General features: G+C 68.0%; 20 protein-coding genes. 7 read left to right on the top strand and 13 right to left on the bottom strand.

The window, feature by feature from the left end; translation table 11 throughout:
* Window positions 1-75: 75 nt before the first annotated feature.
* On the top strand, window positions 76-249 hold the full coding sequence (locus ACW17W_RS08115; RefSeq protein ID WP_492076411.1) for a hypothetical protein: 174 nt from the start codon (window positions 76-78) through the stop codon (window positions 247-249).
* A 54-nt stretch (window positions 250-303) separates the two neighbouring features.
* On the opposite strand, the gene ACW17W_RS08110 is transcribed toward ACW17W_RS08115, so the two are convergent.
* On the bottom strand, window positions 304-543 hold the full coding sequence (locus tag ACW17W_RS08110; protein WP_492076410.1) for a hypothetical protein: 240 nt from the start codon (window positions 541-543) through the stop codon (window positions 304-306).
* 106 nt (window positions 544-649) lie between these two features.
* On the opposite strand from ACW17W_RS08110, the gene ACW17W_RS08105 reads away from it, so the two are divergent.
* The 5 genes from ACW17W_RS08105 (at window position 650) to lexA (ending at window position 4,279) form a co-directional block, all read left to right on the top strand.
* Complete coding sequence (locus ACW17W_RS08105) at window positions 650-1,240, top strand: anthranilate synthase component II (RefSeq protein WP_492076409.1); 591 nt, start codon at window positions 650-652, stop codon at window positions 1,238-1,240.
* Between the two features lie 9 nt (window positions 1,241-1,249).
* Window positions 1,250-2,293: an anthranilate phosphoribosyltransferase gene (gene trpD / locus ACW17W_RS08100; RefSeq protein WP_492080241.1), complete on the top strand. Its 1,044-nt coding sequence runs from the start codon at window positions 1,250-1,252 to the stop codon at window positions 2,291-2,293.
* The gene (gene trpC / locus ACW17W_RS08095; RefSeq protein WP_492080240.1) at window positions 2,290-3,096 is read left to right on the top strand and encodes an indole-3-glycerol phosphate synthase TrpC; all 807 of its coding nucleotides are present in this window, start codon (window positions 2,290-2,292) and stop codon (window positions 3,094-3,096) included. Before trpD ends, trpC begins: the two co-directional genes overlap by 4 nt.
* Window positions 3,093-3,485 carry a hypothetical protein gene (locus ACW17W_RS08090; RefSeq protein WP_492080239.1) on the top strand — a complete coding sequence of 131 codons (393 nt, stop codon included), beginning with the start codon at window positions 3,093-3,095 and terminating at the stop codon, window positions 3,483-3,485. The genes trpC and ACW17W_RS08090 overlap by 4 nt, the downstream gene beginning before the upstream one ends.
* Before the next feature lie 110 nt (window positions 3,486-3,595).
* Window positions 3,596-4,279 (top strand): transcriptional repressor LexA, encoded by a 684-nt coding sequence (lexA, locus tag ACW17W_RS08085; protein ID WP_492080238.1) that lies wholly within the window; start codon window positions 3,596-3,598, stop codon window positions 4,277-4,279.
* A 177-nt stretch (window positions 4,280-4,456) separates the two neighbouring features.
* Here lexA and ACW17W_RS08080 read toward each other — a convergent pair whose 3' ends face one another.
* The gene (locus tag ACW17W_RS08080) at window positions 4,457-6,625 is read right to left on the bottom strand and encodes a ComEC/Rec2 family competence protein (protein WP_492080237.1); all 2,169 of its coding nucleotides are present in this window, start codon (window positions 6,623-6,625) and stop codon (window positions 4,457-4,459) included.
* A 236-nt stretch (window positions 6,626-6,861) separates the two neighbouring features.
* Here ACW17W_RS08080 and gltA point away from each other — a divergent pair, with 236 nt between their 5' ends.
* On the top strand, window positions 6,862-8,154 hold the full coding sequence (gltA, locus tag ACW17W_RS08075; RefSeq protein ID WP_492080236.1) for a citrate synthase: 1,293 nt from the start codon (window positions 6,862-6,864) through the stop codon (window positions 8,152-8,154).
* A 60-nt stretch (window positions 8,155-8,214) separates the two neighbouring features.
* Here the strand turns inward: gltA and lpxB are convergent, their stop codons facing one another.
* The 11 genes from lpxB to uppS all read right to left on the bottom strand — a co-directional run bounded on the left by lpxB (window position 8,215) and on the right by uppS (window position 19,631).
* Window positions 8,215-9,375: a lipid-A-disaccharide synthase gene (gene lpxB / locus ACW17W_RS08070; protein WP_492080235.1), complete on the bottom strand. Its 1,161-nt coding sequence runs from the start codon at window positions 9,373-9,375 to the stop codon at window positions 8,215-8,217.
* Entirely contained in the window at window positions 9,372-10,211 is an 840-nt protein-coding gene (gene lpxI / locus ACW17W_RS08065) for a UDP-2,3-diacylglucosamine diphosphatase (protein WP_492080234.1), read from the bottom strand. The genes lpxB and lpxI overlap by 4 nt, the downstream gene beginning before the upstream one ends.
* Window positions 10,208-11,011 (bottom strand): acyl-ACP--UDP-N-acetylglucosamine O-acyltransferase, encoded by an 804-nt coding sequence (gene lpxA / locus ACW17W_RS08060; protein ID WP_492080233.1) that lies wholly within the window; start codon window positions 11,009-11,011, stop codon window positions 10,208-10,210. The genes lpxI and lpxA overlap by 4 nt, the downstream gene beginning before the upstream one ends.
* 2 nt (window positions 11,012-11,013) lie before the next feature.
* The gene (fabZ, locus tag ACW17W_RS08055; protein ID WP_492080232.1) at window positions 11,014-11,502 is read right to left on the bottom strand and encodes a 3-hydroxyacyl-ACP dehydratase FabZ; all 489 of its coding nucleotides are present in this window, start codon (window positions 11,500-11,502) and stop codon (window positions 11,014-11,016) included.
* 25 nt (window positions 11,503-11,527) lie between these two features.
* A complete protein-coding gene (gene lpxD / locus ACW17W_RS08050; protein WP_492080290.1) occupies window positions 11,528-12,532 on the bottom strand; it encodes a UDP-3-O-(3-hydroxymyristoyl)glucosamine N-acyltransferase in 1,005 nt (334 codons plus the stop codon).
* Window positions 12,533-12,555: 23 nt separating this feature from the next.
* Complete coding sequence (locus tag ACW17W_RS08045) at window positions 12,556-13,146, bottom strand: OmpH/Skp family outer membrane protein (RefSeq protein WP_492080231.1); 591 nt, start codon at window positions 13,144-13,146, stop codon at window positions 12,556-12,558.
* A gap of 41 nt (window positions 13,147-13,187) precedes the next feature.
* Window positions 13,188-15,560: an outer membrane protein assembly factor BamA gene (gene bamA / locus ACW17W_RS08040; protein ID WP_492080230.1), complete on the bottom strand. Its 2,373-nt coding sequence runs from the start codon at window positions 15,558-15,560 to the stop codon at window positions 13,188-13,190.
* A 62-nt stretch (window positions 15,561-15,622) separates the two neighbouring features.
* Complete coding sequence (rseP, locus tag ACW17W_RS08035) at window positions 15,623-16,840, bottom strand: RIP metalloprotease RseP (RefSeq protein ID WP_492080229.1); 1,218 nt, start codon at window positions 16,838-16,840, stop codon at window positions 15,623-15,625.
* Between the two features lie 24 nt (window positions 16,841-16,864).
* Window positions 16,865-18,061 (bottom strand): 1-deoxy-D-xylulose-5-phosphate reductoisomerase, encoded by a 1,197-nt coding sequence (gene dxr, locus ACW17W_RS08030; RefSeq protein WP_492080228.1) that lies wholly within the window; start codon window positions 18,059-18,061, stop codon window positions 16,865-16,867.
* Window positions 18,058-18,876: a phosphatidate cytidylyltransferase gene (locus ACW17W_RS08025; RefSeq protein ID WP_492080227.1), complete on the bottom strand. Its 819-nt coding sequence runs from the start codon at window positions 18,874-18,876 to the stop codon at window positions 18,058-18,060. The genes dxr and ACW17W_RS08025 overlap by 4 nt, the downstream gene beginning before the upstream one ends.
* Complete coding sequence (uppS, locus tag ACW17W_RS08020; RefSeq protein ID WP_492080226.1) at window positions 18,876-19,631, bottom strand: polyprenyl diphosphate synthase; 756 nt, start codon at window positions 19,629-19,631, stop codon at window positions 18,876-18,878. Before uppS ends, ACW17W_RS08025 begins: the two co-directional genes overlap by 1 nt.
* Window positions 19,632-19,684: the final 53 nt, after the last annotated feature.

Here is a 19,684-nt window from a genome sequence, read left to right as displayed (position 1 = left end):
CCGGTATCCCGGCGTCTTGCCGCCGCAGTGGATCAATCCGGCCCGGCAGTCGTTCCTGTCCCATCGGAAACAGGAATGACGACCATGCAGGGCGAGGACGAACAGATCAAGGAGACGACAGAAGAGGCCCGTCAGGGCGAAAATATCCGCGGGATGACCAGCGTTCTCGGCGTCTCGATCACCGGCGTGGTCATCGTGCTGGGCCTCGGGCTGGTGGGCTTTATCGCCTGGAACGCCGGCTGGTTCTGACCCTCCCGGCGCTGTGGCCGGCCTGAGCCGCCCTTTGGGTCGGGGTCGTGACGCTCAGCCCGCGTCGGACCGCAGCATCGTCGCGGGGCCGACGGCCTCTTGTCGCGATGGTGGCGTCCAGTCGCTTTCGTCGACGGCAAAGCCCGGCCCCAGAATCATGACCCCCGCCATCAGCACCGCCGCCGTCGCCGCCACAAAGGCCGCGCCCAGGGCCGCGACCGGACTGGCCGGCGCCTCGTCGGGTTCCGCCAGAAGATGACGGGCCAGTTCGATCTGTTGTCCGGCGACGGCCATGGCGGCGTTTCCCTTGCGCCGCGCGATATGAAAACTGCGTCGGTTAACGATCAGTTTCCCGCCAGGCCCTTTGCACCCTGCGTCGGCACAGCCTAAAGACCGGCGCATGATCCTGGTCGTCGATAACTACGACAGCTTTACCTACAACCTCGTCCACTATCTGGCGGAGCTGGGTGCGGAGACGCGTGTCGTGCGCAATGACGAGCTGACGACGGATGAGGCCTGGGCGCTGAAGCCGGAGGCCGTGCTGCTGTCGCCCGGCCCCTGCGCCCCGGATCAGGCCGGAATCTGTCTGGCCCTGATCGACACGGCGCCGCTGGACATGCCGATCCTCGGCGTCTGCCTCGGCCACCAGGCCATCGGTCAGGCCATGGGCGGCCATGTGATCCGCGCCAAGGCCCTGATGCACGGCAAGACCTCGCCGATCCTGCACGAGGGGAAGGGCATGTTCGCCGGGCTTCCGAGCCCGTTCACCGCTACACGCTATCACTCGCTGGCGGTGTCGCGCGACACCCTGCCCAATACCCTCGACGTGACCGCCTGGACGGCCGACGGCGAGATCATGGCCTTCCAGCATCACGAGCGGCCGATCCACGGCGTCCAGTTCCACCCGGAATCCATCGCCACCGAACATGGCCATGAGATGCTGGCCAACTTCCTCGATCTGGCGGGCGTTCGGCGTCTCGCGACGGTCTGAGGACGGCCTATGAGCACCGACGGCGGCTTCAAGCCCCTGCTGGCCCGATTGATTGATGGTCAGGTCCTGTCGTCAGACGAGGCCCACGATTTCTTCGCCGCCTGCCTGCGCGGCGAGCCGACCCCGGCCCAGGTCGCCGCCGCCGTCACCGCCCTGCGGATGCGCGGCGAGACGGTCGAGGAGATCGCCGCCTTCGCCCAGGCGATGCGCGACGCCGCCACGCAGCTGGATCATCCCTGGGACGTCATCGACACCTGCGGAACCGGCGGCGACGGGGCTCACACGTTCAACATCTCCACCGCCTCGGCCCTGGTTCTGGCCGGCGCGGGGGTCAAGGTGGCCAAGCACGGCAACCGGGCGATGAGCTCGAAATCCGGGTCGTCCGACGTCCTGTCGGTGCTGGGGGTCGACCTGACCGCCGGCCTGGCCAGACAGCGTCAGGCGCTGGACGAGGCCGGCATCGCCTTCCTGTTCGCCCCGGCCTACCACGGGGCGATGCGCCACGTCGGTCCGGTGCGGGCCGAAATCGGCTTCCGCACCGTGTTCAACCTGCTGGGGCCGCTGTCCAACCCGGCGGGGGCGAAACGCCAGCTGATGGGGGTCTATGATCCGCGCCTGCTGGAGCCCCTGGCCGAGGTGCTGGGCCGGCTGGGCGCCGTGCGCGCCTGGACGGTCCACGGTCAGGGTCTCGACGAACTGACCACGACCGGCGAGAGCGAGGTCGCCGAATGGCGCAACGGCGCCGTCCGCCGTTTCACCGTCACGCCCGAGGACGCGGGTCTGGGCCGGGCCTCGATCGAGGATCTGCGCGGGGGCGACGCGGAGGCCAATGCCGAGGCTCTCAACGCCCTGCTGGACGGCGCCGCCGGCCCTTACCGCGACATCGTCCTGCTCAACGCCGCCGCCGCCCTCATGGTGGCGGACAGGGCCGAAGATCTGAAACAGGGCGTCGCCCTCGCCGCCGCCGCCATCGACGACGGCCGCGCGCGCGCCGCCCTCGAGGCCCTGGCGCGCATCACCTCCGCCCCGGATGAGGAAGAGCCCCGGAATTGACCGACATCCTGTCCCGCATCGCCGACTACAAGCGAGACGAGGTCGCGGCCCGCAAGGCCATGCGCAGCCTCGCCGATCTGGAGACGGCCGCCGCCGCCGCGTCGGCCCCGCGCGGTTTCCGCACCGCTCTTGAGACCCACGTCGAGGCGACGGGCCGCCCCGCCCTGATCGCCGAGATCAAGAAGGCCAGCCCGTCGAAGGGACTGATCCGGCCGGACTTCGACCCGCCCGCCCTCGCCCGCGCCTATGAGCGGGGCGGGGCCCAATGCCTGTCGGTCCTGACCGACGGCCCCAGTTTTCAGGGCGACGACGCCTTCCTGACCGCCGCGCGCGACGCGGTCGCCCTGCCCTGTCTGAGGAAGGACTTCCTCGTCGATCCGTGGCAGGTGGCCGAGAGCCGCGCCCTGGGCGCCGACTGCATCCTGATCATCCTCGCCATGATCGACGACGGTCTGGCCGGCGAACTTCTGGCCGAGGCCGATCGATTCGGCATGGACGCCCTGATCGAGACCCATGACGAGGCCGAGATGGCCCGCGCCTGCCGTCTGGGCGGCGATCTGGTCGGGGTCAACAACCGCTCGCTCAAGACCTTCGAGGTCGATCTGGAGACGACCGAACGCCTGGCCATGCTGAGCCCGGTCAAGGCCCTGCTGGTGGCCGAGAGCGGCATCTTCACGCCCGATGACGTCCAGCGGGTGTCGGACGCCCACGCGCAGGCGGTGCTGGTCGGCGAAAGCCTGATGCGTCAGGCGGATGTCGAGGCGGCGACGCGGGCGTTGATGTCGGAGCCAAGCGTCCGGTGAACCGGTTCCTGATCGGCTGCCTCGCGATACTTTGCTTGGGGACGAGCTGCGCACCTCACCGGCAAATCGCAACCGTTCAAACATCTTGTGACGGCCCAGATTCCTGCGCTGCAATTACCGTCGCCTTCGTTCATTTCGAAGGTCAGCGAGTACGGCTTCTGGTCGATGGGGTCGTCGTGCTGGACGAGGTTCTCAGCACCGACGATGACAGCACGGGCATCTCAAAAGTCATCAAGCTAGAGGCGGCCGCCGGTAGCGCGATCACGCTACTCATCGATGGAACTTTGGCAGACGGTGAAAGGCTTCAGGCAGCGACCCGCTCGATCGCCGTCAGTTGGAGGCCTCCATACTTCCACCAATCAGAAAACGTGGCGCTGCTGTTGGATTGACCGGCGTCAGAGGCGGTTGCCCATGATGTCAGCCGTTAAGTTGACATTAGCGAAGAACACTTACAGAACATCGGCAACGGTTCACGCCTTGTTCTGGATGATTCCCCGCCATGCTCACCAAGAAACAGCACGAGCTCCTGATGTTCATCCATGAGCGGATTCAGGAGACCGGCGTCTCCCCTTCGTTCGACGAGATGAAGGAGGCGCTGGATCTGGCGTCAAAGTCGGGCATTCACCGGCTGATCACGGCGCTGGAGGAGCGGGGCTTTATCCGCCGCCTGGCGCACCGGGCCCGGGCGCTGGAGGTCACCCGCATGCCGGACGAGGCCACGCCCCTGCGCGGACGCGGCGTCTTCCGGCCCGAGGTCGTTGAGGGCGGACGGCCCGTCGCGGCGGCCCCCGCCAATGACACCCGCGAACTGCCGCTACTGGGCAAGATCGCCGCCGGCACCCCCATCGCCGCCATCCAGCATGAGCGCGAACGCTATCCGGTGCCGGAGTCCATGCTGGGGTCCGGCGACCACTATATGCTCGAGATCGAGGGGGACTCGATGATCGAGGCGGGGATCCTGAACGGCGATCTGGTGGTCATCAAACGCGTCGATACCGCCGCCTCGGGCGAGATCGTCGTGGCCCTGGTCGAGGGCGAGGAAGCCACCCTGAAACGGCTGCGCAAGAAGGGCGGCTCCATCGCCCTGGAACCCGCCAACCGCGCCTATGAGACCCGCATCTTCGGCCCCGACCAGGTCGAGGTCCAGGGCAAGCTGGTCGGGCTGATCCGGCGGTATCACTAAGGTCCGGCACAGACCCTGCTTCAAATTCCGTCATCCTTGGAGTTGATCCGGGGATCGGACGCTCCTCCCACCCCGACAGGCAGGATGTCGCACGATCCGTGCATCATACCGGCCGCACGGCGGCTGAACCGCTGATCCCCGGATCAAGTCCGGGGATGGCGGCGTTTCGAAGATCACTCACGCCTCAGGCGCCTCCGGGTCGGCGATCCGCGTCCACGGCCGGTCGCCGCGCACCTCCGAGGTCCAGGTCGCCCGCCAGCCCGTCTGGCCGTCGCGCCACAACTCCACCGACCCGCCCCGCGCGAAATCGACGCCGTCCAGCACCAATCTGTCGTGACACTCCGCAGGCAGGCGAGGCAGCACAGCGCGACTGCTGACCACGGAGGCCGACCGGCACAGGGCCGCGAGCGCCTCAATCGATGGGGCGCGCGTTCCCCACCACAGCGCAACAGGAGCGGCGGCAGGGCTTGCCGGCGCACAGGCGTAGCGGCCGCAGGTCCAGCCGTTTTCGGGCCGATCCATCATCTCCAGTCCCCGGCGGCGCGACCAGAGCTCGACGGCGAATTCCCGCACGCCCGGCCGGACCACCACGGCCTGCCGCGCCTGATGGAAGGCGGCGTTGGTCCCGCCGTCGCCGATCCACAGGTCCGGCGTCGGGGCGCGCGGCCAGACCAGCACCGCCGCCGCCAGGGGCAGGCCCAGCCAGCGCAGCCGCCCCTGCCACAGACAGACGATCAGGATGCCGAGGAAGGCGATGGGCAGGACGAAATCCGGCGCGCTGGCCACCGTCCGCACCGCTCCGGGCAGGCCCGCCGTCCAGTGGCCGATCGTCAGCATCAGATCGATGCCCCGGCCGGCCACCCACAGGAACGGCGCGCCCAGACCGACCGGTTCCAGCAGGGCCCCCAGTGCCAGCGCCGGCATCATCAGAAAATCCGCCACCGGGGAGGTCGCCAGATTGGCGAGCAGTCCATAGACCGCCGTCCGGTTGAAATGCTGCATGGCGAACGGACCCGTAGCGAGCCCGGCCACCAGGCTGGCGGCGCAGGCGGCGACCATCCAGCCGCCGAACCTCTGCACCGCCACAATGGGCCAGGGCGCCGAGATCTCGCGCGGCCGGCGCGGCCAGGCCTCGACCAGGCCCACAAGGGCGGCGGTGGCGGCGAAGGACATCTGGAAGCCGGGCGTGACAATGGCCTCGGGCTGGATCGCCAGCACCACCAGGGCCGCGACGGCCAGGGCGTGCATGGTGATCGCCTGCCGGTCCAGCAGGATGGCGATGAAGGCGATCGAGGCCGTGATCGCCGCCCGCTCGGCCGGGGGCGGCGCGCCGGAGATGACCAGATAGGTCCCGACCGCGATCAGACCGGCCACGGCGGCGACCTTCTTGCCCGAGACCCGCAACGCCAGCCAGGGCCAGGCCGCCAGGGCCAGCCGGACGCTGAAGAAGACGAACCCGCCGACCACGGCCATGTGCAGGCCCGAGATCGACAGGATGTGGGCCAGCCCGGAATCGCGCATGGCGTCCAGATCGTCCTGACCGATCCAGGTCTCGTGGCCCGTCACCATGGCCGCGGCGACGCCTCCGGTGCGCGGCCCCAGACGCGCCACGATCCGCTCGGCCAGGCCGAAGCGGACGGCATTGACCTTCATGATCAGGCGCAGACCCCATGACGGCGGATCAAGACTGACCGCGCGAGTTTCTCCCAGTGCGAACGCCACCCCGCCCATGCCGGCGAAAAAGGCGTTGCGGCCGAAATCATAGGCGCCCGGCGCGGCGGGCGGCGGCGGCGGATTGAGGATGGCGAACAGCCGCACAGCCTCGCCGGGCCGGGGCGGCGGCCCCTTCACTGTGGCGCGCAGCCGGATCGGCGTGTCCTCCGGCGCAAGCCCGCGGATCCAGACCGGCGCCACGACGACACGGTGGCCGCGCTGGCCGGGACTGTCGACGTCCAGCACCCAGGCTTCCAGCACCGTCGGCGCCGCCATGGCCGGGGCGATCGGGGCGGCGACGCGCCCGGTGCGGATTCCGGACGCCGCCAGACCGGCCGCCAGACAGGCCAGCAGCATCAGGGGGACGGTCACCGGCCTTCCCGCGCCGGCTCGCCTCGTCGCCAGCCAGAGTCCGGCCGTCAGGATCGCGGCGGCGGCCATCGGCCAGAGCGGCGGCTCGGACCCGAGACTGAAATACAGGGCGCATCCGCCGCCGAAGGCCACCGGCGCCCACAACCGCCAGCGCAGCCCCTGTCGTCCCGGTTCGGCCCGCAGATCGGCCCACAGGCGGGTCCAAGGTCCACCCGGTGCGCCCGGACGGGCGTCATCCTGCATCTGCATCGTCGTGGTCATGCGACGCCCCCGGATCGCAATGATGTTTTCTGGTCAGAAAAAGCCTGTAAACACAAACACTGGACGGTCATCAGAGCGGTCTGCGAACCCCGGCCCGGCGGCAACGGTCCGCGAATAGATGCGACGAAGGTCGCGGGCGCTTGGATGATGCGCCGCAACAGACTAAGTGATTTCCCACAACGATAAAGGGGCCCGGCGTCTCCCGGTCCGGACCTCACCTTTGCGAAGGGGCTACAATGAGCGAAGACGTTAAATCCGCGACCCTCACCCTCGGCGACAAGTCCGTCGACCTGCCCGTCCTGTCCGGCTCGATCGGCCCGGACGTCATCGATATCCGCAAGCTGTACGGCGCGACCGACGCCTTCACCTTTGACCCCGGATTCACCTCCACCGCCGCCTGCGAAAGCGCCATCACCTATATTGATGGCGACGCCGGCGTCCTGCTGCACCGCGGCTATCCGATCGGCCAGCTGGCCTCACAGTCCAACTTCCTCGAAGTCTGCCACCTGCTGCTGCACGGCGAACTGCCGACGGCGTCGGAATATGCGGCGTTCGAGGAGACGGTCACGCGGCACACCATGCTGCACGCCCAGTTCGACCGCTTCTTCGAGGGTTTCCGTCGCGACGCCCACCCGATGTCGATAATGGTCGGCACCGTCGGCGCCCTGTCGGCCTTCTATCACGACAGCCTGGACATCCATGATCCGGTCCAGCGCAACATCTCGGCTATCCGCCTGATCGCCAAGATGCCGACCATCGCGGCCCGCGCCTATAAATACCATATCGGCCAGCCGTTCGTGTCGCCGCGCAACGACCTGAGCTATGCCGAGAACTTCCTGCGCATGTGCTTCGCCGTCCCGGCCGAGGACTATGTGGTCAATCCGGCCATGGCCCGCGCCATGGACCGCATCTTCACCCTGCATGCCGACCACGAGCAGAACGCCTCGACCTCGACCGTCCGTCTGGCCGGGTCGTCGGGCGCCAACCCCTTCGCCTGTATCGCCGCCGGCATCGCCTGCCTGTGGGGCCCCTCGCACGGGGGCGCCAATGAAGAGGCGCTGAACATGCTCAAGGAGATCGGCACCCCGGACAAGATCCCCGAGTTCATCGAGGGCGTGAAGTCCAAGAAATACAAACTGATGGGCTTCGGCCACCGGGTCTACAAGAACTACGACCCGCGCGCGACGGTGATGAAGGAATCGGCCGACGAGGTTCTGGCCGTCATCGGCGCCGAGAACGACCCGCTGTTCCAGGTCGCCAAGGAGCTGGAACGCGTCGCCCTGTCCGACGAATATTTCATCGAGCGCAAACTGTTCCCGAACGTCGACTTCTATTCGGGCATCACCCTGTCGGCGATGGGCTTCCCGACCTCGATGTTCACCGTCCTGTTCGCCCTGGCCCGCACCGTCGGCTGGATCGCCCAGTGGCAGGAAATGATCGGCGACCCCTCGCAGAAGATCGGCCGCCCGCGCCAGCTGTACACCGGCCCGACCGAGCGGGATTATGTGCCGATCAGCCAGCGCGGCTGATTGATTCACGGATCGAATGCCGAAGCGCCGGGGCGAAAGCCCCGGCGTTTTCTTTTGTCGTCAAGTCCCGCCGACGACCCTGAGAACCGCCTCCGCCGCCATTTCCGACGGATCGACCGGCCCCCGTCCCATCATCGCCAGAGCCGCCGTCTGACGCGCCGTCTGATCGACCCGCTTGGCAGGATCGGTCAGCAACCGCCCCACCTCGGCCGCGACCCTGTCCGGGGTGGCGTCGGTCTGGATCAGTTCGCGGGCGATTTCCTCGTCGGCGGCGTGGTTGAACAGGGTGGCGAACCTGCCGGTGAAGAAGGGCTTCATGATCGCATAGGACAGGGGCTGGAAACGGTAGGCGATGACCATGGGCGCGCCGGCGATGGCCAGTTCGGTCGAGACCGTGCCGCTGGTGGCCAGGGCCACGGTGGCGGCCCGCATGGCGGCGTATTTGTCGGCCTCGGTCACCTGATGGACGCGGAACGGCCAGGCGGCGATACGGGCCGCCACATCATCGGCGACCGTACCGGCCAGGACGACGGCGACCTCCAGCCTGGGGTCGGCGGCCTTCAACCGGGCGACGGCGGCCTCATAGACCGGGGTCATCAACCGGATTTCCGAGGGCCGGCTGCCCGGCAGCACCAGCAACAGGTCGGCGTCGGGCGTGATGCCCCGCGCGGCGCGGAAGGCGGCCGGGTCGGCCCCGGTCATGTCGGTGTGCAGGGCCTGCGACCCCACGACCGTCGTGGGCAGGCCCTCGCGCTCGAACCAGGGCGCGTCGAAGGCGTAGAGGGCCAGCAGGTGGTCGACCGAGGCCGCCAGGGTCTTCGCCCGCCCGGGCCGCGAGGCCCAGACCTGGGGCCCCACATATTTGATCAGCTTCACCTCCGGCAGGACCGCACGGATGGCCCTGGCGACCCGGATGGTGAAGCCCCAGCTGTCGATCAGGACGACGGCGTCCGGCCGCTCGCGCTGGGCCAGGGCGACCGTGTCCGCCACGCGGCGTTTGACCAGGCCGTAAGCCTTCAGCCCTTCGAGCCAGCCCAGAATGGACAGTTCGGCGATGTCGAACGGGCTGTCGATCCCCACCGCCGCCATCTTCGGGCCGCCGACGCCGACGAAACGCACATCGTCGCCCAGCCGTTTGCGCAGCGCCTGCGCCAGCCCGGCGCCCAGGGCGTCGCCCGAGGCCTCGGCGGCGACCAGCATGATCTTCATGGGCTGGCTCACAGGGGCTCGCCCCAGACGAAGAGACCCAGCCGGTCGGCTGCGGCGGCGATCTCCGCCCGATCGATCAGGATCAGTCGGCCGGCGAACCCGCCCACGCCCGCCAGACCGGCGGCGGCTGCCAGTTCCAGGGTCCGAGGCCCGATGACCGGCATGTCCACCCGCAGGTCCTGGATCGGCTTGGGGGCCTTGCCGAGCGCGCCCTTGCGATCGCCCTCACGGCCGCGCAGGTCCTGCGGCAGGCTGGCGACCCGCTGCAGCATGGCGTCCGTCCCCTCCTGCGCCTCGACCGCCAGCACAAGGCCGTCACAGACGACCGCGCCCTGACCGACATCCAGTTCGCCTGATTTTTCCGCGACATGGAGCGCCTTTTTCAGGTCTTCCATCTGTTCCGGCGTCGGCTGGATCGACCCCAGCGCGCCCGCGCCCAGGGTCTCGCCGCCCAGAATGTCGTCGGCCCCCTCGACCGAGAACCCTTCGGCCTCGAACACCGACAGGATCTTGCGCAACAGGGCGTCGTCGCCCTGGCCGGCCGCCTTGACGATGCCGGGCAGCAGGGTCGCCCCCTTGAAGTCGGGCTTCAGGCTCTTGAAGTCGGGCCGGCTGACGTTTCCGGCCAGACAGACGACGCGACATCCCGCCGCCTTCATCGCCTTCAGGATGCCGCCGATCTGGGCCATGCCGAAGTCGTCGCCGGGCCAGCGCGCCAGACGGTGATCGGCGAATCCGTCCAGCCGTACGACATAGAGCTCCCGTCCCTCGACCTCGCAGCGCTCGGCCACGGAGATGGGCAGGTCGCCGCCGCCGGCGATCAGGGCGAGTTTGGGCGCGAGCGTCATGCGCCCGTCTGGCGTGGAGAGGGCAGACACAGGGGGCGTTTTCCGTCCTCGCGGATGAAGGCGATGATCTCCATGATCTCCGGCAGGTCGGCGTAGTCGGCCGTTGCCGCCTCGACCCGGTCGGCGAAGGTTCCGCCGCCCTCGAACAGATCGCGATACGCCGCCAGCAGCCGCCGCACCGCATCCTTGCCATAGCCCTTGCGCTTCAGTCCGATCAGGTTGAGGCCGCGCAGCTCGGCGTGGTTGCCCCAGGCCGAACCATAGGGAATGACGTCGCGGGTCACGGCCGCCAGTCCCCCGATAATGGCGCCCTGCCCCACCCGGCCGTTCTGGTGCACGGCGCACAGGCCGCCGAGAAAGACCCTGTCGCCGATCCGGGCGTGGCCGCCGAGGGTGGCGTTGTTGGCCATGACCACGTTGTCTCCGACCACAACGTCGTGGCCGACATGGGCGCCGGTCATGAACAGGTTGTTCGAGCCGATGCGGGTGACGCCCGACCCTTGAGGCGTGCCGCGATTGAAGGTGCAGTGTTCACGGATCGAATTGTCCGCCCCGATCTCCAGCCGCACCGGCTCGCCGCGATAGCCGTTGTGCTGCGGGTCGCCGCCGATGACCGCGAAGGGATGGATCGCCGTTCGCGCCCCGACGTTGGTGTCCTGCTGGATCACCACATGGCTGACCAGAATCACGCCCTCGTCCAGCACCACGCCGGGGCCGACCGTGCTCCATGGCCCGATGATGACGTCATCGGCCAGCCGGGCCGAGGCGTCGACGATGGCGGTCGGATGTATGGACGCCATGGTCAGGCGACCGGTTCGTCGACGGTGACGACCATGGCCGCGAACTCGGCCTCGGCGGCCAGTTTGTCGTCAATGAAGGTCTCACCCCGGAATTTGAAGATATCGCCGCGCTGCCGGGTGACGACCACCTTCATCCGCAGCTGGTCGCCGGGCCGGGCGGGCTTTCGGAAGCGGACGCCGTCGATGGACATGAACATGATGACCTTGCCCTCGACCGCGACGTCGAGGCTCTTGGACATCAGCAGGGCGCCGGTCTGGGCCATGGCCTCGACGATCAGGACGCCGGGCATGACCGGATCGATCGGAAAGTGGCCGGGGAAGAAGGGCTCGTTGTGGCTCACGTTCTTGACGCCGGTGATCGAGGTCGAGGCCACAAAGTCCTCGGCCTTGTCGACCAGGAGGAACGGATAGCGGTGCGGCAGACGCCGCATGACCTCGGCGTAGTCGATTTTCCCGCCAACGGGCGGGACAGGAGTTGCGGATTCGCTCATGGGCGCTGGCCTTCGTCTCCGGCGCCTATGATTGCGCCTTTCGGGTTACCTGTTTGGCGAGCCACACGGCTTCGCGCAAGGACTGGCGGATCGGCTTGGCCGGGTAGCCCGACCAGGTCTCGCCCGGCGGAATGTCGGCCAGGACTCCGGCCCCGCCGGCGACCCGGGCGCCCGCGCCGATGGTGATATGATCGCCGACTCCCGCCTGGCCGCCGAACATCACATTGTCACCCGTCGTCACAGAACCGGAAACCCCCGTAAAGGCCGCCATCAGGTTGTTGCGGCCGATGACGCAGTTGTGGCCGATCATGACGAGATTATCGATCTTGGTGTTTTCGCCCACGACGGTATCGTCATAGGCGCCCCGGTCGATGCAGGTGTTGGCGCCGACGGTGACCCCGTCCTGAAGGATGACCCGGCCCAGCTGGGGAATGTCCACGGGCCCGGTGCTGGATCCTGCGGCCCCGAACCCCGATTCGCCGATCCGGGCGCCGGAATAGAGCTTCACCCGGTCGCCGATCAGGGCAAAGCCGATCGAGACGTTCGCCCCGATCTGACAGTCCCGTCCGATCTGGACCCCGGCGCCGATGACCGTATTGGCGCCGATTCGCGTCCCGCGCCCGATACGAACGCCCGGCCCCAGAACCACGCCGGGCTCGATCACGACGGTCTCGTCCTCACAGGCCTGATCGCGAGGCTCGAGCCCGTCGATACGGCGAGGCGCATGCAGCAGCATCGAGGCGCGCGCCCAGGCGGCCTGGGCTTCCGCAGACACGATGACGGAGCAGGCCGCAGGCGCGACCTCAACAGACGCCGCCGGCACGATGACGCACCCCGCCCGCGTTGCGGCGAGGGCCGGGGCGAATTTACGATCGGAGAGGAAGGAGACGGCCCGGCCGTCGGCAGACGCCAGGGGCGCGACATGGGCGACGACCTGACCGCCACTTCGCGCGACCTCGCCGCCGATCCGCGCCGCGAGGTCCGCGACAGGGATCGGCGAGAGGGTCTCGAAGAACCGGGCGTCCGGCAGGGCCATGCGCCCGGCTCCCGGTCTTACTGGGCCTGCGGCGCCTGGACCGGAACCGCCATACGGTTGAAGGTCAGGGTCGGCAGGGCGGCGTTGAGGCGTTCGATCACGGTCGGGGTGATGTCCATGGCCGGGTTCATCACGAACACGCTCTCACGGTCGATCAGGATGCCGCAGCCGCGTTCCTGATAGACGGCGACGAGTAGCGGCTCCACAGCCTGGGAAATCTTCTCGCGCTGGGCGCTCAGCGTGTAGCGCAGTTCGGCGGTGCGGGTCTGTTCCAGCTGCTGGGCTTCCTGGGCGCGCTGCTGCAGGGCGGCGCGACGCGACTGCAGCTCAGCGGCGGGAATGGTCGCCTGGCCGGCCTGAAGGGCCTGGGCCTCGGTCTGGAGCGTGGTGGCATAGGGCTGCAGCTCGCCGTCGACCTCGGTCGCCAGCTGTTGCATCCGGGTCTGGACGGAGACGCCCGCCGTCGACTGGGCCAGCAGCTGCTGGTTGAAAAAGACGCAGACACCGGGGATGACCGGGCCGACATTGACCGGGGCGGCGGTCTGGGCGGTAGCGGTGGTGGCGACCAGCGAGGCCAGCGCAACAGCGCCGATGACGAACGGTTTCATATTCAGCCTTCAGACGGTCCGGACGGACCAGGGGTTGGAGTCTAGAATTGGGTGGAGGTGGAGAAGCGGAAGGTTTCGGTCTTGTCGTAGTCTTCCTTGGACAGAACCTGCGACAGGTCGAACCGGATCGGCCCCATCGGCGACTTCCAGTGGATGCTGATGCCGGCGGCGGCGCGGAGCGTCATGTCGTCAACAATATTGGCGTCGCGCGTTCCGGTCGAGGTCAGGGTGTAACGGTCGTCCAGGACGCCCAGAGTACCGACGTCGGTGAACAGCGAGGTCTTGATGCCGTACTGCTCGGGCAGGAAGTTCGGCAGCGTCAGCTCCAGGCTGCTCACGGCATAGAAGTTGCCGCCGAGCGCGTCGGTGGTCAGCAGATCGCGCGGCCCCATGCCGGCGGTCTCGAAGCCGCGGAAGGTGTTGCCGCCCTTGAAGAAGCGGTCGTTGATGCGGACCGCATCGCCGCGCCAGCCCGAGACATAGCCCACCGAGCCCTGCAGGCTGACAATCCACTGGGGCGAGAGGCCGTAGTAGAGCGTGGCGTCGGCCTCGGTCTTCACATAGTTCACATCGCCGCCCAGGCCCGCGAAGTCCTGACGGAACGAGCCTGTCCAGCCGCGCGTCGCCCGGATCGGATCGTTGCGGCGGTCAATGGCCAGGGTGTAGCCCACCGAGGAGTTCAGCGAGGCGCCGACCTGTTCGCAGAGCGCCCGCGATCCGGATCCGCCGCTGGCGCAGTAGCCCGTCGGCACGATGATCTCGTCGTCCTTGATGAAGTAACGCGCACTCAGTCGGGTATAGCCGTTGATGGGATAGGCGATCCGCAGGCCGGCCCCGGTCGAGCGATAGTCGAACGACGACTCTTCCTGGAAGTCGAAGCGCGAGTGGAACAGGTCAAACCCGGCGCCGAGATCACGTCCGAGGAATTTGGGCTCGGTGAAGCGGAAGTCGATGTTCTGGCGCAGAGAGCCCCATTCGGCGCGGGCCACGACGTTCTGGCCCCGCCCGCGGAAATTGCGCTCGGTGATTCCCAGATTGACCACGAAACTGTCCACCGAGCTGAAGCCCGCCCCGACCGACAGCTCGCCGGTGGGCTGTTCGGTCAGATTGACATTGACGACGGACCGGTCGGGCGCGGATCCGCGCGTCTCGTCGACGGTCACATCCTTGAAGAAGCCGAGCGCCCTGAGGTTGTTGCGCGAACGCTCCAGCAGGGCGCGGTTGAAGGCATCGCCCTCGGTCAGCATCAGTTCACGACGTACGACCGGGTCAATGGTGCGGGTGTTGCCCACGATGTTGATGCGGTCGATGTAGACCCGCTGCCCCTCGCTGACGTTGAAGGTGACATCGACCGTATCGGTCTCGGGATTGGCCTTGTAGCTGGGCTTGATGTCCACGAAGGCGTAACCGGCCGAACCGGCGGCGAACGTCAGGGCGTCGACGGAGCTTTCGATCTTGTCGCTCTCGAACAACTGACCCTTCTGGATGGGGATCAGCAGCTCGAGGAATTCAGGGTTCAGCCGCGCATTCTCGGTAACGACCTTGATCTCGCCGAAGTTGTAGCGGTCTCCCTCGTCCACCGTCAGGGTCAGGCCGAAGGCGCTGTCGTCCGGGACCAGTTCGGCGACCGCCGAGATGATGCGGAAGTCATAATAGCCGCGGTTGGTATAGAATTTCCGCAGCTGTTCCCGGTCATAGTCCAGCCGGTTGGGATCGTAGTTGTCATTGGAACTGAACACCCGCCACCAGTCGGACTGTTTGGTGACCATGACCTCGCGCAGGTCGGAGTCCGAATAGGCACGGTTGCCGAGGAAGGTGATGGCCTGAAGGCCGGTTTCGGGGCCTTCGTCGATCTCGAAGACGACATCGACGCGGTTCTGTTCCAGCTGGACCAGCTTGGGCGTGACCGTGGCCGAGATACGGCCGGACAGACGGTACAGTTCGATGATCTTGCCGACATCTTCCTGCACCTTGGCGCGGGTATAGATGCCGCGCGGGGCCAGGGTCACCTCGTCGGTCAGCTTCTTGAGGCTGAGCGCGCTGTTTCCCTCGAACACCACCTGGTTGATGATCGGGTTCTCGACGATGGTGATCACCAGATCGCCGTTCGGCTGCAGACCCAGTTGAACGTCAGCGAAAAGCTGGGTCCGCGTCAGGGTGCGAAGGGCCACGTCCAGAAGCGCCGCATCGACCGTGTCGCCCGGCTGGATCGGCAGGTAGGAGAGGACCGTGGTCTGGTCGATCCGCTGGTTGCCGCGCACCAGGATGCGGTTGACGACGCCGGACTCGTTCTGGGCGGCCGGGGCCACAGCGGCGGATGGGGGCGCGGTCTGGGCGGACGCCGCTCCGGCGAGACCGCCGGCGACGACCAGGGCCAGAACACTGCAAACAGGCGCACGCCAGCGACCAGTCATGGATATGGAAGCGCGCGTTTGGATCATCGTCATCAGGGGAACCATCGGGGGCTGGCGTCGGCTCACGAGACGAGCCCGCCGAGGAATTTGAACAGGTTGAGCTTTTGCAGGTCGTTCCAGGTCGCGAACAACATCAAACACGCCAGCAAAGCAAGACCGACCCGGTATCCCGCCTCCTGAACCCTGGCCGCCACAGGTTTTCTCGCCACAGCCTCATAGGCGTAGAAAACGAGGTGGCCACCGTCCAGAACGGGGATGGGCATCAGATTGATGAAGCCGATTCCGATCGAAAGTATGGCGGCGAACTGGAATAGCATCAGGGCGAGGTTGGCGGCCTTCAACTCCGCCGGTCCCTCCCCCGCCGTCGCCTGGGCGGTGATGCCGCCGGCGGCCTTGGCGATGCCGAGCGGCCCGTTCAGCAGGGCTCCCGATTCACGACCGGTGAAGATGCGTCCGAGATAGCTCAGCGTCGTCGACAGGACATCGCTGATCTGGCGACCGGCGGCCCCGACGGCCTCGACCGGATTGTATCGGATGATCCGGACCTCGCTTCTCTGGGTCACCAGGGGCACGCCGATCTTGCCGATCGCCACACGTCCGGAAATCGCGTCCTCCGTCACCGTGCGCACGGGAACGGCGGTCAGCCGGAGCGGCTGGCCATTGCGCTCCACCTTGAAGGCGACCGGCGTGTCGGAGTTGAGCGAGACGACCCGGATCACATCCTGCGGGCTGCGGGCCGGGCGGCCGTTCACCTCGACGATCAGATCACCGGCGCGGAAGCCCGCCGCCGCCCCTGGCGTCCCGGCCGGCACCTCGGCGACCCGGGGCGGCGAGATCTGGTCGCCCAGCAGGCTGAACACCCCCGTGAAAATCACGAGGGCGAGGACGAAATTCGCAAAGGGCCCGCCCGCCACGATCAGCATCCGCTGCCATACCGGCTTGAAATGGTAGTAGGCGCCGAGGGCGGCCGGCCCCTCCTCGGCGGTGATCCGTTGTTTCAGCTCCGCCAGCCCGGCCTGGTCCGGGACGCTGGAGGCGTCGAGATCGCCGGAGAATTTGACATAGCCGCCCAGCGGCATCCAGCCGATGCGCCATTCGACGCCCCGCCTGTCGGTGCGCTGGAACAGGGCGCGGCCAAAGCCGATGGCGAACCGGTCGATCTTCACCCCGAAGGCGCGGGCAACCCAGTAGTGGCCGAGTTCATGGATGGTGACGACCAGGGTCAACACCAGCAGGAACGGCACGACATAGGTCAGGATCTGACCAAGGAAGTTCAACATCGGCTGTAGACGCTCCGTTCCGCCTCAGGCGGCGATGGCCAGGTTCGCAACGACGGTCTGCGCCAGTCGACGCGACTGGCCGTCCACATCAAGCGCCGCTTCACACCCGTCGCCATGACCCGAGCCGATCCCGAGCGCAACCGCCCGGTCGAGGGTTTCGGCGACGACTGCGGCAATATTGAGAAAGCCCAGCTTGCGGTCAAGAAACGCATAGGCCGCAACCTCATTGGCCGCGTTGAACACAGCCGGCGCCCAGCCTCCGGCGGCCAGGGCGTCGCGCGCCAGACGCAGGGCCGGAAACCGGACGTCATCGGGCGCCTCGAACGTCAGTCGCCCGAGGGAGGCCAGGTCCAGCTTCGGCGCCGGCCACGCCAGGCGGTCCGGCCAGGCCAGGGCGCAGGCGATCGGCGTCTTCATGTCCGGCGGCCCCATCTGGGCCAGGGTCGAGCCGTCGACGTATTCGACCAGGCTGTGAATGATCGATTCCGGATGGACGACGACATCGATCCGCCCGACCGGCATGTCGAACAGATAGGCGGCCTCGATGGTCTCCAGACCCTTGTTGGCCATGGTGGCGCTGTCGACCGAAATCTTGGCGCCCATACTCCAGTTCGGATGGGATACGGCCTGCTCGGGCGTGACCCGGCGCATCGCCTCTCCGGACAGGCTGCGGAACGGGCCGCCCGACGCCGTAAGGATCAGTCGCGAAACCCGCTCCGGGGCCTCGGCGGGGAAGACCTGGAAGATGGCGGAATGTTCGGAATCAACCGGGATCAGCCGCCCCCCGGCCTGTCGGATGCGGTCGATCAGGCGAGGCCCGCAGCAGACCAGGCTCTCCTTGTTGGCCAGGGCCAGGGTCGCGCCCGTCCCGGCGGCCGCCCAGGTCGAACGCAGACCCGCCGCCCCGACGATGGAGGCCATCACCAGATCGGCCGGCCGTGTCGCGGCCTCGACCACGGCTTCGTCCCCGGCCGCTGTCTCGATACCCGTTCCCGCCAGGGCGGCGCGAAGCTCGCCCAGTTTCGCAGGGTCGGCGATGACGGCGACCCGTGGGCGCCAGCGCAGGGCCTGTTGCGCCAGACGTTCGACATTGCCGCCGCCCGTCAGCGCCTCGACCTCAAAGGCCCCGCTGCCCGCCGCCTCGGCCTGTTGCATCAGGTCCAGCGTCGAGCCGCCGACCGATCCGGTCGACCCCAGCACCGTGATCCGGCGACGAATCATATCGCCCCCTCCAGAAACAGCACCAGCAGCCGGCCGCCGGCGACCACGACCACGGCGAACATCAGCCCGTCCACCCGGTCGAGCAGGCCGCCATGTCCGGGGATGAGGTTGCCGGCGTCCTTGACGCCGAAACGACGCTTCAGGGCCGATTCCCACAGATCGCCCGCCATCGTGGCCAGGGCGGCGACCAGACCGAGGACTGCGCCCCAGAAGACGTTCAGCCGGCCCATCTCCAGCCAGGCCGCCATGGCGCCGCCGGCGACCATCCCGGCGACGAGGCCGCCGACAAAGCCGGACCAGGTCTTGTTCGGCGAAAAACGCGGCCACAGTTTCGGCCCGCCCACCAGGCTGCCGACCAGATAGGCCAGGATGTCGGACGCCCAGGCGACGGCGAACACCAGCACCGTCCAGTGCAGGCCGATGGTATCGTGGCCGTCGCGCAGCCAGATCAACAGCACGACCGGCCAGCCCAGATAGAGGACGCCATAGGCCGTGTTCAGCGCCTGCAACCCCCTCAGCCGCGCCGCCGCGCCGGCCATCAGCGCCCCTGCCAGCAGCAGGCCGAGACCGACCGGAAGCCGCCCCAGATAGGTCGTGACGACCGCAGCGACAACGACGACGGCGATGATCGACGCCATGACCCGCCAGGCGCCGTGGGCGCTCATCATCGCCCATTCCATCGCCAGCAACCCGGTCGCGACGATCAGGAGCCCCAGAAACCAGACGCCGCCTGCCCAGGTCGCCAGGACGGCGGCGGGCGCCAGGACGGCGGCCGAGGCGGCGCGCAGGGCGATGTCGCGGGTCCGCAGCGCCATCAGCCGGCCGCCATGGCCGGACGGGCCTCGACGCCGCCGAAGCGGCGCTCCCGCATCCTGAAGGCGGCGACGGCCTCGGCGAGGGCGTCATGGCCGTAGTCGGGCCAGAGCACGTCCTGGAACACCATCTCGGCATAGGCCGCCTCCCACAGGAGGAAGTTGGACAGACGCTGCTCGCCCGACGTGCGTACGATCAGGTCGACCTCGGGCGCCCCGGCCGAAGACAGGCCGGCGCCGAGGGTCGCCTCATCCAGAGGACCGCAGGCCTCGCCGGCCAGCAGCCGGTCGATATGACGCTGGGCGGCGTCGACGATGTCGGCGCGCCCGCCGTAGTTGAAAGCGACCTGTAACAGAAAGCGGTCATTGCGCGCCGTGCGGGCCTCGGCGCTGTCGATGATCCGGACGATATCCGCCGGCAGGCCCTGACGGCGACCGAGGACCCGCAACCGGACGCCCTCGCGCTCCATACGGTCCAGATCGCTGGTCAGATAGTTCCGGACAAGCCCCATGAGGTCCGAGACCTCATCCGCCGGCCGCGACCAGTTCTCTGTCGAGAATCCGAACACCGTCACACATTCCAGGCCGAGACGCGGCGCGGCCTCGATGGTGCGCTTCAGCGCCTTGACCCCCTCCCGGTGCCCCATGACCCGGGGCAGGCCCCGCGCCTTCGCCCAGCGTCCATTGCCGTCCATGATGATGGCGACGTGGCGTGGACCGGCGGGCGACCCGGGCCGACCGTCGGTGAGGGCCGTCATGTCGTGGATTCCAGTGCGAGGGCGTCCGGGGTCTGGGGCAAGGGGCGGATCGT

The sequence above is a fragment of the Brevundimonas sp. FV1ye29L genome (genome assembly GCF_058681095.1).
Note: the sequence above shows the minus strand (reverse complement) of the source record. Positions and strands in the feature narration are given on the sequence as shown.